The sequence below is a fragment of the Kocuria gwangalliensis genome (genome assembly GCF_039544365.1).
Taxonomy (GTDB): Bacteria; Actinomycetota; Actinomycetes; order Actinomycetales; family Micrococcaceae; genus Kocuria; species Kocuria gwangalliensis.
In genome coordinates this window covers 40,087-53,075 of record NZ_BAABLN010000035.1, presented here as the reverse complement: position 1 = coordinate 53,075, position 12,989 = coordinate 40,087, and the positions used below count along the sequence as shown (strand labels likewise).

12 protein-coding genes are annotated in these 12,989 nt (G+C 65.5%); 8 read left to right on the top strand and 4 right to left on the bottom strand.

What is annotated here, in order from left to right; all coding sequences use genetic code 11:
• Positions 1 to 30 precede the first annotated feature (30 nt).
• Positions 31 to 1,221, top strand: a complete 1,191-nt coding sequence (locus ABEA06_RS12830) for an acetyl-CoA C-acetyltransferase (RefSeq protein WP_345311729.1) — start codon at positions 31 to 33, stop codon at positions 1,219 to 1,221.
• Between the two features lie 47 nt (positions 1,222 to 1,268).
• Here the strand turns inward: ABEA06_RS12830 and ABEA06_RS12825 are convergent, their stop codons facing one another.
• Positions 1,269 to 1,814 carry a MarR family winged helix-turn-helix transcriptional regulator gene (locus tag ABEA06_RS12825; protein ID WP_345311728.1) on the bottom strand — a complete coding sequence of 182 codons (546 nt, stop codon included), beginning with the start codon at positions 1,812 to 1,814 and terminating at the stop codon, positions 1,269 to 1,271.
• Positions 1,815 to 2,000: 186 nt separating this feature from the next.
• On the opposite strand from ABEA06_RS12825, the gene ABEA06_RS12820 reads away from it, so the two are divergent.
• Together ABEA06_RS12820 and ABEA06_RS12815 are read left to right on the top strand one after the other, a co-directional pair.
• Positions 2,001 to 2,522 (top strand): DUF2243 domain-containing protein, encoded by a 522-nt coding sequence (locus tag ABEA06_RS12820; protein WP_345311727.1) that lies wholly within the window; start codon positions 2,001 to 2,003, stop codon positions 2,520 to 2,522.
• Between the two features lie 7 nt (positions 2,523 to 2,529).
• Complete coding sequence (locus ABEA06_RS12815) at positions 2,530 to 3,342, top strand: cytochrome c oxidase assembly protein (protein ID WP_345311726.1); 813 nt, start codon at positions 2,530 to 2,532, stop codon at positions 3,340 to 3,342.
• Positions 3,343 to 3,366: 24 nt separating this feature from the next.
• Here ABEA06_RS12815 and ABEA06_RS12810 read toward each other — a convergent pair whose 3' ends face one another.
• Both ABEA06_RS12810 and ABEA06_RS12805 read right to left on the bottom strand, forming a co-directional pair.
• Positions 3,367 to 3,861, bottom strand: a complete 495-nt coding sequence (locus ABEA06_RS12810; RefSeq protein ID WP_345311725.1) for a GNAT family N-acetyltransferase — start codon at positions 3,859 to 3,861, stop codon at positions 3,367 to 3,369.
• Positions 3,862 to 4,169: 308 nt separating this feature from the next.
• A complete protein-coding gene (locus ABEA06_RS12805) occupies positions 4,170 to 4,691 on the bottom strand; it encodes a TetR/AcrR family transcriptional regulator C-terminal domain-containing protein (RefSeq protein ID WP_303382710.1) in 522 nt (173 codons plus the stop codon).
• Between the two features lie 93 nt (positions 4,692 to 4,784).
• Here ABEA06_RS12805 and bioB point away from each other — a divergent pair, with 93 nt between their 5' ends.
• The 4 genes from bioB to bioD are packed head-to-tail and all read left to right on the top strand — an operon-like array spanning position 4,785 to position 9,172.
• Positions 4,785 to 5,894, top strand: a complete 1,110-nt coding sequence (bioB, locus tag ABEA06_RS12800; RefSeq protein ID WP_345311724.1) for a biotin synthase BioB — start codon at positions 4,785 to 4,787, stop codon at positions 5,892 to 5,894.
• Positions 5,887 to 7,305 (top strand): adenosylmethionine--8-amino-7-oxononanoate transaminase, encoded by a 1,419-nt coding sequence (gene bioA, locus ABEA06_RS12795; RefSeq protein WP_345311723.1) that lies wholly within the window; start codon positions 5,887 to 5,889, stop codon positions 7,303 to 7,305. The genes bioB and bioA overlap by 8 nt, the downstream gene beginning before the upstream one ends.
• Complete coding sequence (locus ABEA06_RS12790; RefSeq protein WP_345311722.1) at positions 7,302 to 8,450, top strand: 8-amino-7-oxononanoate synthase; 1,149 nt, start codon at positions 7,302 to 7,304, stop codon at positions 8,448 to 8,450. Before bioA ends, ABEA06_RS12790 begins: the two co-directional genes overlap by 4 nt.
• On the top strand, positions 8,450 to 9,172 hold the full coding sequence (gene bioD, locus ABEA06_RS12785; protein ID WP_312397051.1) for a dethiobiotin synthase: 723 nt from the start codon (positions 8,450 to 8,452) through the stop codon (positions 9,170 to 9,172). Before ABEA06_RS12790 ends, bioD begins: the two co-directional genes overlap by 1 nt.
• Positions 9,173 to 9,279: 107 nt before the next feature.
• Here the strand turns inward: bioD and ABEA06_RS12780 are convergent, their stop codons facing one another.
• Positions 9,280 to 10,806 (bottom strand): gluconokinase, encoded by a 1,527-nt coding sequence (locus ABEA06_RS12780; RefSeq protein ID WP_345311721.1) that lies wholly within the window; start codon positions 10,804 to 10,806, stop codon positions 9,280 to 9,282.
• A 253-nt stretch (positions 10,807 to 11,059) separates the two neighbouring features.
• On the opposite strand from ABEA06_RS12780, the gene ilvD reads away from it, so the two are divergent.
• On the top strand, positions 11,060 to 12,898 hold the full coding sequence (ilvD, locus tag ABEA06_RS12775) for a dihydroxy-acid dehydratase (RefSeq protein WP_345311720.1): 1,839 nt from the start codon (positions 11,060 to 11,062) through the stop codon (positions 12,896 to 12,898).
• The last annotated feature ends 91 nt before the right edge of the window (positions 12,899 to 12,989 follow it).

The following is a 12,989-nucleotide window of genomic DNA, read 5'->3' as shown; positions in this document are numbered from 1 at the left end:
CCCGAATTCCGTTTCCGTACAGGAGGACACATGACCGAGAACGCCAATGATGTTGTGATCGTCAATGGGGCGCGTACCCCGCAGGGAAAGTTGCTGGGTTCCCTTGCCGCACTCAGCGCTGTGGAGCTCGGTGCGCACGCCATCAAGCACGCGCTTGAGCGCTCGGGTGTCTCACCCGAGACCGTTGACTACGTGTACATGGGCAACGTGGTGCAGGCCGGCAACGGTCAGAACCCCGCCAAGCAGGCCGCCGTTGCCGCGGGTCTGCCGATGACCGTGCCCGCCATGACCTTGAACAAGGTGTGCCTGTCCGGGCTGGTCGCGGTGACCGAGGCGGCTCGCATGATTCGCGCGGGCGAGGCGTCCGTGGTGGTTGCCGGCGGCATGGAATCCATGACCAACGCGCCGCACCTGGCCCTGGGTGCTCGCAAGGGCAAGGCCTACGGTGACATGAGCCTCGCTGATTCGCTGGCCAATGACGGCCTGGTCGACGCCGCTCTGGGCGTCGCAATGGGCGAGCTCACCGAGACCGGAAATTCCGAGCGTTCCATCGGTCGCGAGCAGCAGGACCAGGTCGCCGCGCGCAGCCACCAGCTGGCGGGCGAGGCGCAAACCTCGGGCGTGTTTGCGGAGGAGATCGCGCCGCTGGAGATCCCGCAGCGCAAGGGTGATCCCGTCACGGTCTCCAAGGACGAGGGCGTACGCCCCGAGTCCACGGCGGAGGGACTCGGAAAGTTGCGCGCCGCCTTCACCAAGGACGGCACCATCACGGCCGGCAACTCGTCCCCGATTTCCGACGGCGCCGCGGCCGTGGTCCTGACGACTCGCGCCTATGCCGAGGAGAACGGCCTGTCCTGGCTGGCCGTGGTGGGCAAGCCCGGTCAGGTCGCGGGCCCGGATACGTCCCTGCACTCGCAGCCCTCGCGCGCCATCGAACACGCGCTGGAACGCGCGGGGTGGTCCGTGGACGATCTGGATTTCGTGGAGATCAACGAGGCCTTCGCCGCGGTGTCGGTGCAATCGGTCGAGGATCTGGGGATTGCGTTGGATAAGGTCAACATCCATGGTGGCGCGATTGCCCTGGGGCACCCGATCGGCGCCTCCGGTGCTCGCTTGGCACTGCACGCCGCCCTGGAGCTGACCCGCAGGGGGTCCGGCAAGGCAGCCGTGTCCCTGTGCGGTGGTGGTGGTCAGGGTGAGGCATTGCTGCTGAGCCGCTGAGTCCGGCGCGAGCGGCGTCGTGGCTGCACACAGGGACTGACCAGGGGTTACTTGCGGGTTTTGGCGCCGATGACCGTGCGGTGATCCATGATCTTGTCCAGCAGGCTGATGAGCAGCTCGCGCTCCTGCTCGCTCAGGGCTTGACTCCATTGGTTCTCGCGGGAGTTCTGCAGCGCGAAGACCTCCTGGATCTTGGTCTGACCCGTGTCGGTCAGGTGGAGGATGAGGGATCGGCCGTCCGCTTCGGATGCCTGTTTGATCAGCAAGCCCTTGGCTTCCAGATTGCCCGCGAGATTCGAGACCGCCGCCCGACTCATGCCCATGAGCTCGGCCGCACGATGGGGAGTGAGCGGGCCGGCAACCCACAGCGCGAACAGCATGCGATAGCTGGCCCATGTGCCACCGGCGGGGCGGTGGATGGAGGACTCGAAGTCGTAGATCACCGACGACGACGCCCGGAACAACGTGACGAACAGGCGGTTGGCCGTGATGTCCGATTCCGGGAACTCCCGCGCGATGCGTGAGGCGGCGGCGTTGGCGAACTGCCAGTAATCCGGGTTCGCCACGTGCGGGGCATCGTCAGGTGTGGACATGGTCCAAATTTAGTGCGGACCCAGGCCGTTCGGGGACTTTCTCCCGGGCGAAAAAGTTGTTAGACGTTTTATTACTTGGTGGAGTCTCCGCAGGGCACACCTGAAACGTGTCACATCTTGAACAGCTTGCTTAGGGAATGAACAATGAAGGCAGCAACCCCGTTGTCGCGCCAAGGAGTGTCGGACATGTCCACCGCTGAACCGAACGCACGCAATGAGGCACGAACGGGACGCAGGGGCGCCGTCGAAACCCGAAACGAGCGGCGGCCCGGCAAACGCACCGTGCTGTCAGGGTTGTTGTTCGGCGGCGGCATCGCGGCGTCGATGATCGACCTGTTCATCTTTCACCTGGGTCTGCAATGGCATCACTTCTACGACCTGTCCACCCCTGAAGTGGCCCTGGTGGCCGACGGGTTTTTCCACGCTTTCGGCTGGTTCATCACCGTGTGGGGCCTGTTCCTGCTGGCCGATATCAGGCGCCGCGGCGGGGTGAACTGGAAGCGCTGGACCGGCGCGGTGGTGCTAGGGATTGGCTCATTCCAGCTCTTCGACGGAGTGGTCGATCACAAGATCTTGGGCATCCACCAGATCCGCTACGGCGTTGACCTCCTGCTGTACGACACGGTGTGGATCGGATCCGCGATCCTGTTGATGGTGATCGGTTTGCTGGTATTGCGCCTGACCGGTTCCGGCCGACGCGCTCGCTGATACCGCGATGCACTCCCACGACTCGCCGCAGACAACTGTCCTTGACGGCTGGCTCGCCTTCGAGGTGCTCGTGGCTGTTTTACTGGTTGCCGCGGCGGCCGGTTATGCCTGGGCTCTGTGGGCGGGGAGGCATCGGAGCGGGCGGCCGCTGCTGCGGGCCCTCATGTTATACGCCGGGCTGGTCTGTGCGGGCGTGAGCCTGGTCGGTCCGTTGCCACAGGCCGCTCACGGGAGCTTCACCGCACACATGGTCGGGCACCTGCTGCTCGGGATGATTGCCCCGCTTCTGTTGGTGCTTTCGACCCCGGTGAGTGTGCTGCTGCGCGGGCTTCCGGTGCGGCGAGCGCGTGCCGTGTCTCGCATCCTGCGTTCGCCCTACGTCCGGGTGATCACGCACCCGGTGGTGGCCGCGCTCCTGAACGCCGGAGGATTGTGGGTGCTGTACACGACCCCGCTGTTTCATGCGATGCACGATTCCGTGTGGCTGCACGCCCTGGTTCACACGCACATCTTCTTGGCGGGTTATGTGTTCACGGCGTCCGTGGTGGGCTTGGACCCGGATCCGCACCGGGCGACGTTCAGACTACGGGCGGGCGTGCTGATTGCGTTCATCGCTGCGCATTCCATCCTGGCCAAGTGGCTGTACGCGCACCCACCCATGGGGGTGGAGGCCGCTGACGCGCAGGTGGGCGCACAGCTTATGTATTACGGCGGCGACGCCGTGGACGTGCTGCTCATTGTGCTGCTGTTTGCCGGATGGTATCGGGCGACAAAGCCGCGGACGACCACGTCGGTAGGCATGGGAGCGGCGCGGCCGTAGAGTTTTAGCGGGTGCGTGCGGGAGCTATCGCACCATGCGAATGGTCTGCAGACCATTGGAGGAGCTGTCGATTCGTTCGGCACCGTCCGGCTCGAATCCGTTCTTCTCATAGAAGCGGCGTGCCCGTGGATTGTCCTTGGCCATCCATAACTGCGAGGGCTGATTGCCGAGAGAGGCGTCCAGGAGTTCCTGGCCCGCTCCCGTGCCATGAAATTTCTTGAGGACATAAAGCATGAAGAGCTGGACGTCCCGCACATCATCCTCATCCTGCGGGTGAGCGGCCATGGAGAACCCAATGATGTGGTCGTCGGCCTCCGCTACCCATGGGAACATGTCGTGCCGCTGGTTTGCCATGATGGCTTGCCAGGTGCGGCGTCGGGATTCCCAGGCGGTGTCGCCGAGGAATGCATCGGGTAGTTGGCCCGTGTACGTCTCTTGCCAGCACCGGAGGTGAACGTCGGCCAGCGGCTCGACATCAGAGGGTTCAGGGCGTCGAACGGTGATCGGTGGGGCACTCATGGTTTAACGCTAAGAGAAGGCCCCCGGGGTGGATCAACCGGGTAATACCGCGTAGCCACCCCGAGGTCGTGTTCGGCGCAGTGGGTCAAACCTACTGCCCGCTGAGGACTTCCTCAATGGCCAGCGGCTCTTCGAACCGCGCCACAGTGTGAGGGGAGGGAGGTGCAGAAATCGAGCTCGATTTCTGCACCTCCCTCCCCTCAGATTTGACCGGTGCATTTGCCTCACATCACGCTGCGCAGGCGGATGAACGTGGCGCTGTCCAGCCGGGGGATGATCAGGCCAAGCGGGGCTGAGGCGGGTGGGTTTCAGCGCAGCAGAAGTTCGAGGCCGGCGGTGAATTCCGCTTCGGCGGATGCGGTGTGCAACCCCATGGCTTTCCGTGTCTGTTGCGTGGTCACCGAGCCAAGCGTGAAACGGACCAGTGTGAGCGCCGTATCCACCGCGTCCCCCTGAGTCGACCCGAATTCGGTGAAGAGCACCACCAGCTCCGGTACCGGGCTCAGGTCTTCCGGGGTAATGGCATGCGCCACGCTGACCACTTCCGCGCCGTCGCGCACGGCGAGGATCAGTGAACGGAACTCCCGCGTGAGGTGTGCGGCGCGCTCTAGCGGGGGAGCGGCGTCGTCGAGCGCAGTGGTTGACAGTGGGGCGACCATGCGCTGGGCGAGGATGCCGAGCAGTTCCTGCTTGTTGGCCACGTGCCAGTAGAGCGCGCCCGGTTGGACTCCGAGGTCTTTGGCGAGGCGGCGCATCGAGAGGTCACCCAGGCCGTAGCTGTGGAGAATGCCCCACGCGGCATCCACGATCTGCTGGCGGGACAGGGCCATGCTGCTCCTAGGGATGGGTACGGGGACGAGTCGAACTTTACTCGGGCAGCCCGCGGGGATTGACAAACTTGAACACCGTTCAATAATTGAACGGTGTTCAAAACCTTTTCTGATCTCGCAGATCGCACGCTCAACGGTGACCCGGTGACCCCCGAAGAGGCGCTTCAATTACTTGCCACCGGCGACGAGGACATGCTTGACCTGGTGGCTGCGGCGGCCCGGTTACGGCGCGAATACTTCGGGATGACCGTCAAGGTGAACTACCTGGTCAACCTGAAATCCGGCCTGTGCGCGGAGGACTGCGGCTACTGTTCGCAGCGCTTGAATTCCGGCGCGGGCATCCTCAAGTACTCGTGGCTCACACCCGAGCAGGCCGTGGAGCAGGCTGAGCACGGTATCAAGGGTGGGGCAAGCCGCGTGTGCCTGGTGGCCAGCGGCCGCGGGCCGTCCAATCGTGAGGTCGAGACCGTGACCCGAACCGTGGGAGCGCTCAAGGGGCAGTACCCCGGTGTGGAAGTCTGCGCGTGCCTGGGCCTGCTCAAGGGCGGCCAGGCCGAGACGCTCAGCGACGCCGGCGTGGACGCCTATAACCACAACCTCAACACGGCGGAGTCCAATTATCAGAGCATTTGCTCCACACACACGTATCAAGACCGGGTGGAGACTGTGGAGCGCGCCAAGGGCGCAGGACTCTCGCCGTGTTCAGGGCTGATCGTGGGAATGCGGGAGACGGACGAGCAACTGGTGGAAGCGCTCTTTGCCCTGCGTGAGCTCGATTCGGATTCGGTGCCGGTCAACTTCCTGATGCCCTTCGAGGGCACGCCGCTGGCGGGAACATGGCAGCTGAGCCCCCAGAAATGCCTCAAGATCCTGGCGGTGGTGCGCTTCGTGTGCCCGGACAAGGAGATTCGGATGGCCGGTGGCCGCGAGATGCACTTGCGCTCCCTCCAGCCGCTCGCGTTGCACGTGGTCAACTCGCTGTTCCTGGGCGACTATCTGACCTCCGAGGGCCAGGCAGCCAAGGCCGACATGGACATGATCGCCGACGCCGGATTCACGGTTCTCGGCAGCCCGTCCGGCGACGTTCCGACTCCCGAGGCGGCGGACGAACCGGCGACCGAACCGTACGAGAAGGTGGATCTGGGGCTGGAGCCCACACTGCGGCGTCGTGGGGCGGGAACGGCAGTGGCGCCCAATGCTTGACACCGCCGGCCGCGCCACCGCCGGCCGCGCCGGCCGTTCCCTGGCCGACCGGGACCGGGGTTTGCTCTGGCACCCGTACGAAGCCCTGGATGGGGAACCGCCCTACGCGGTGGAGGAAGCCGACGGCGTCACCCTGACCCTGCGCACTCCCGACGGCGATCTGATACATGCCATTGACGGCATGTCATCGTGGTGGTGCGCTGTGCACGGCTATCGCAACGCTCGCCTGGATCGCGCCGTGGTGGAGCAAGTTGGTCGCTTCTCCCACGTGATGTTCGGTGGCCTGACCCACGAGCCCGCGGTGGAGCTGGCCGAGCGGCTCGTCGCGGTGACGCCGGACAGCCTGGACCACGTGTTCCTCGCAGACTCCGGCTCCGTCAGCGTGGAGATCGCCCTCAAGCTCGCGGTTCAGTACCAGGCCGCTCGCAATCGCCCCGAACGGCGCCGCATCCTCACGGTCCGTGGCGGCTACCACGGGGACACGACCGGCGCCATGGGCGTGTGCGATCCCGTGGGCGGGATGCACGCGCAGTTCAGCGGGCTCGTGGCAGAGCAATTGTTCGTGGCGCCCCCGCCCGCTGCGCGATTCGTTCCGGCCGATGATCGCGCCGGTGCTTCCACCACCGCCGACGACGCCGCCCCCGGCCCGTCCAATGTCCGCCCACGTGGTTCGTGGTCCAGTAATACGGATGATGTGGACCGCTGGATCTGGGAATTGCGGGACACCGCGCGGCATCACCGGCACGAGCTGGCCGGTGTGATTGTCGAGCCGATCCTGCAAGGCGCGGGAGGGATGCGCACCTACGAGCCGCGCTGTCTCAAAGCCCTGCGTGAGCTCGCCGACGAACTGGACCTGGTATTCATCGCGGACGAGATCGCCACCGGCTTCGGCCGGACCGGGGCGTGGTTCGCATGCGAATGGGCGGACGTGATCCCGGACGTGATGTGCGTGGGCAAGGCCCTGACCGGGGGTTACATGACCCTGGCGGCGGTCCTCGTCTCCCGGCGAGTTGCAGCCGCCATCACCGAGTCGCCTCAGCGTGCGTTAATGCACGGACCCACGTTCATGGCCAACCCACTTGCGTGTGCGGTGGCCAACGAATCGCTGGCCATGCTCGGGGAGAGCTGGCGCGCCACCGTGGCCCGCCAAAACCTGAAATTACAAGAAATCCTGCCTGCGGCCCTGGAGCTTCCCACCGTGGCTGATGTTCGAGTGATCGGGGCGGTGGGAGTCATTGAATTCCGGGAGGCGCCGGAGCGAAGCGCACTCACCACAATGGCGCTCGATCGGGGTGTCTGGCTGCGGCCCTTTGGAAAACTGCTGTATTCCATGCCGCCGTACATTTGCACCGAGTGTGAAACCGAACGGATCGCCCGGGCCATGGTTGCCGGGGCGGAGCTCGCCCCATGACCGGCCCGCTCGACTCCTGGCTGCGCGACAAGGCGCGCGTGCGCGCGGACTCGGGGCTGCGGCGTCGTACGGTGGCGATCCGCGAGAACTCGGTGGACCTCGCGTCCAATGACTATTTGGGCCTGTCGCGGGACCCGCGAGTCGTGAGGGCCGCTTCGCTTGCCCTGCACCGGTACGGCGCGGGATCGCGGGCCTCCCGGCTGGTCACGGGAACGCTGGGCGTCCACACCGAACTGGAAGACGCACTGTGCGGCCTCACGGGTCAGTGCGCCGCGCTTGTATTCTCCAGTGGTTATGCAGCGAACACCGGACTGCTCACGGCCGTGGGTGACGCCGATACCCTGATCGTTTCGGACCGCCACGCGCATGCGTCGCTCGTGGACGGCGCACGATTGTCCCGCTCGCCGGTCGTGATAGCGGAGCACAACAACGTGGAGCACGTTGCCCGGTTGCTCGGGGAACGCGCCCAGAAACGCGCCGTGGTGGTCGTCGAGTCCATTTACTCGGTGCTCGGGGATTACGCCCCGCTCAAGGAACTCGCCGCGGTGTGTGAACTCCACGGAGCGCTTCTGGTGGTGGACGAGGCACACGGGATCGGTGTCGCGGGACAGGGCAGAGGGCTCTCGCATCAGCAAGGCTTGGCGGGCCACCCGAACGTGGTCCTGACCGTCACGCTCTCCAAATCCCTGGGCGCCCAGGGTGGCGCGGTGCTGGGCTCCGAGGTGTTGCGCGAGCACCTGGTCAATGTCGCGCGGCCATTCATTTTCGACACGGCACTGGCTCCCGCCAGCGCGGCCGCGGCTGCCGAGGCGTGCCGCATCGTTCGGCGTGCACCGGAACTCACGGATCGCTTGCACGCCAACGGACGCGTGATTGCGCAAGCGCTGGGGATCGAGCACGCCCCGGCGGCCGTGCAATCCGTGCCGATCGACTCGCCTGAGTTGGCGCTCCGGGCGGCCGAGACCCTGCGCCATCGCGGGATTCTTGTCGGTTGCTTCCGCCCGCCGTCGGTCCCGGGCGGCATCAGCCGGCTCCGGCTCACTGCCCGTGCGGATGTGGAGTTCCACGATTTGACGGTGGCACTGAGCGCAGTCCGTGGCGTCATGGCCGAGTTGGGCGCCCGGCCGGTCGAGGTGGTCGCGTGATGGGCAACCCCTTGGCGCGGGCCGCCGGCATGGTGCGAGGGGTCGTTGTCGTCACGGGCACCGATACGGACGTGGGCAAGACCTACGCGACCGCCGCCCTCGCCCTGGCGGGATACTCGGCCGGCCGGCGTCGGGTTGCGGTGTACAAACCCGTCCAGACCGGCGTGGTGGGTGACGATTCCGGGGACGTCGACGACGTCGCTCGGTTATGCGCCGCAGCTGGCCTACCCGGGGGCGCACTCACCACGCACGAGGGTCAGCGACTCTCCGAACCGATGGCACCGCCGCCTGCCGCGGACCTGGACGGGGTGGCGCTGCTGAGCCTGGACGATCACGCAGAACGTATCGCCGCATTGCTGCACGAGCATGATCTGGTCCTGGTCGAGGGCAGCGGCGGGGTGTTGGTGGAATTGGATGGGGAGGGGCACAACATCGCGGATCTCACGCAGATCATTCGCCGTGCTGTGGATCCGCACGTGCACGTGGTGCTTGTGGTGCGGTCCGGTCTGGGAACGTTGAATCACACACTTCTGAGTCTTGAGGCGTTGTGCCGCAGGGGAGTGCGCGTTCTCGGCACGGTGCTGGGTAGCTGGCCGGCCGACCCGCAGCCGTTGCACGAGACCAACCGCAACTACATTCGCACGATCCAGGCGCAGGACGGCACGAACATCCCGCTCCTCGGCGCTGTTCCGCAGGGATGGGGTGCTGCGGACGGAATGTGAGGGGAGGGAAGTGCAAAAATCGAGCTCGAATTCTGCACTTCCCTCCCCAGAGGTTTGACCGGTGCATTTACCTCACATCACGCTGCACAGCCGCGGGTCACCCATCCTCAGGTGCCCGCCACCAATGCGTCGTACACGCGCTCGAACCGCTCGTGCACACCGCGGTAGTACTCGCGGTTGGCTTCCTCGGGGGAGTAGGTGCCCGCGGGTTCGTGAACGGCTCGCTCCACGCCCGGAGCCAGCGATTCCAGCATCAGCAGGGCGGTGCCACGGGCCGTGGAGCGCTTCATGACCTGGTGAATCACGGGTTTGCCCAGGTAATCGCCCAGGATCTGCAGCCAGGACGGCAGATCCTGCGTCACGCTACCGGCGGCCACGATCTTCTCGACATCCCGGGTGGCTTCTTCCATTTCATCGGCAACGCGCCGGTAGGACGCCGCAATGCCCTCCAGCATGCCGCGGGCCATCGCGGAGGCGTCGGTGGACGCGGAGACATCCACGAACGCAGTCCGCGCGCTGCCGGCCCAACCGGTCGATCGCTCGCCGGTCAGGAAGGGCAGCACTCCCGGTGTCGTGGCAGACACGGTTGCCGCGGCAATGTCATCCAGAACGGCGCCGTCCAGACGGAGGGTGTCCTCGAGCCAGCTGACGGCACGGCCCACGTCATTGAGGGCACCACCCAGCAGGCATCGCGAAGAGTCGATCCGGTAGCACCACAGTCCCGGCGGAATGTTGTTCGGCCGGTGATGCAGGAGCACGCGCATGGCCCCGGAGGTGGCAGCGGAGACGACCATGGTCTGTTCATCGTCTCCGCCCACGCCGATGTTGGCGCACAGCCCGTCGGCCACCGGGGCGTACCACTGAGCATCGGACAGGCCTTCCCAGCGGGAGGTTCGTTCCGGGTCCACATCGGGTAGCGGCTGATCGGGGTCGAGGATGGGGGACAGTACGTCCTCACTGATCCCCGCGGCCCGGAGCATGCGCTGATCCCAGTTGCCGGAGCGCCGGTTGAGCAGCCCGGTCCATGCGGCGGTGGCGGTCCCCGCTGCCGTGGTCCCCAGCAACTTCAACCAGACATATTCTCCGAGGGACATCCAGCGAGTGGCTTCCGCCATGACCTCGGGATGGGTCTCGGCCAGCCAGCGGAACCTCGGTGCCAGGTAGCTCGTGTGCAGCCGCGCGCCCACGATGTCCTGCACCTCACGCTCGTCCAGTTCCTTGCGGAGCTGGGCGAGCTGCGGCGCACAGCGCGAATCCGCGTACGTGAAGCACGGGGTGATCGCAGCTCCTTGATCGGCCACGCCCACAAGAGACGAGGCAAAGGTGTCCAGGCCGACGCCGCGCACTCGCCCGGCGAGCTCGGGCCGGTCACACACCAGGTCCAGGATTCCGGTCAGTTCCTCGACCACTTGATCCGGGTCGATCACGGAGGTGCCGTCCGCGGAGGTGGTGAAGGAATGCGGAACCTTGTGCCGGTAGCCACGCACGGGGGTTCCGGTGGCATCGTGGAGGGAACCACGGCTTGCGGTGGAGCCCACGTCCAGGGCCATGACCAGCGGATCCACCGCGTTCTTGAGTTCGACAGCGAACTCCACCGTGTCATCCGGGCGCGGTGTGTCCTTTTGTTTGGCCATGATTCCTCCTGCTCCGTTGCAATGGGCGGTGCCTCCAGTCTATGGATCAGGTCCGCAGCAACGGTGGGACCAACTCACGGGGCGGACGCGCGGAACCGAACGCAGCGGCGTCGTTGTATCACAATTTGAGACGCTTGCCCGGCATGTGGATAGCGTCGGGGGCCGCGCGTATCCTTGACTGAACGACTCTTTCGGGTCGTGGCATCAATCGAGCCGCGCGAGAACCCGAATCACATCTTGGGAAGGAGTCACTGTGCCGCAGCTGCGATCAGCAACATCAACCACCGGCCGAAACATGGCGGGAGCGCGCGCCCTCTGGCGGGCCACCGGTATGGGAAGTGAGGACTTCGGTAAGCCGATCATCGCGATCGCCAACTCCTTCACCCAGTTCGTCCCGGGTCACGTGCACCTCAAGAACATGGGCGAGCTCGTGGCCTCTGCCGTGTATGAGGCCGGCGGTGTGGCCAAGGAATTCAACACGATCGCCGTGGACGACGGTATTGCCATGGGTCACGATGGCATGCTCTACTCCCTTCCCTCCCGCGACATCATCGCGGACTCCGTGGAATACATGGTCAATGCGCACTGCGCGGACGCCTTGGTGTGCATCTCCAACTGTGACAAGATCACCCCCGGCATGCTGATGGCCGCCCTGCGCCTGAACATCCCGGTGGTGTTCGTCTCCGGCGGCCCCATGGAATCCGGTGAGGGCGTCGAGGGTGTGGTGGAGCACCGCGTGGACCTGGTGGACGCCATGGCCCTGGCCGTGGACGAGTCCATCACGGACGCCCAGTTGGCCCAGATCGAGGAGAACGCGTGTCCCACGTGTGGCTCGTGTTCCGGTATGTTCACCGCCAACTCCATGAACTGCTTGACCGAGGCACTGGGGTTGTCTCTGCCCGGTAACGGCACCACGCTGGCCACCCACATCAACCGCAAGCGACTGTTCCTCGAGGCCGGCCGCCGCGTGGTCGAATCCGCTAAGCGCTACTACGAGCAGGACGACGAGTCCGTGCTGCCCCGCAACATCGCGACCAAGGCGGCGTTCAGCAACGCTATGGCACTGGACGTGGCCATGGGGGGCTCCACCAACACCGTGCTGCACATCCTGGCCGCGGCCCAGGAGGCCGAGGTGGACTTCAACCTCTCGGACATCGACGCCTTGTCCCGCAAGGTTCCGTGCCTGGCCAAGGTGGCACCGAACTCCACCGAATTCCACATCGAGCATGTACACCGCGCCGGCGGTATCCCCGCCATCCTGGGTGAGTTGCGTCGCGGTGGTCTGCTGGACGAGGACGTCCACACCGTGCACGCCCAGACCATGGGCGAATGGTTGGACGAGTGGGACATCCGCTCCGGCAAGGCCTCGAACGAGGCCAAGGAGTTCTTCCTGGCCGCACCCGGTGGCGTGCGCACCACCCAGGCGTTCTCGCAGGCCAACGAGTACGAGGATCACGATCTGGACGCAGCCGGGGGCTGCATCCGGGATATCGACAACGCGTACACCATCGAGGGTGGTCTGTGCGTGCTGTTCGGCAACATCGCCGAGGACGGCGCCGTGATCAAGACCGCCGGCATCGACCCCGAACTGTTTCATTTCAGGGGCAACGCCTACGTGGTGGAATCCCAGGACGAGGCCGTGCACGAGATCCTCTCCAAGAACGTGAAGGAAGGGGACATCGTGGTGATTGCGTACGAGGGCCCCAAGGGCGGACCGGGCATGCAGGAAATGCTGTACCCGACCAGCTACCTCAAGGGTCTGGGCCTGGGCAAGAAGTGCGCGCTCATCACGGACGGCCGCTTCTCCGGCGGTACGTCCGGGTTGTCGATCGGTCACATCTCACCCGAGGCCGCAGCCGGCGGGGCCGTGGGTCTGATCGAGCACGGTGATGAGATCGAGATCGACGTGGAGCACCGCGTGCTGCGGGTCAACGTGGACGATGCCGAACTCGCGCGCCGCCGTGAGGTCAAGGGCTCCGCGCCCTGGAAGCCCACCAAGCCCCGTGAGCGCAAAGTGTCCAAGGCGCTGCGGGCCTACGCCTCCATGGTGAGTTCTGCGGACAAGGGCGCCGTGCGCGTGGTGGAGGACTAGGTGAAGCGTTCCAGTAGCTGAACCCCTCATCAGACGAAGAAGATGACCCCGTTACGCAACGGGGTCATCTTCTTGTCATACGCACCTTTTC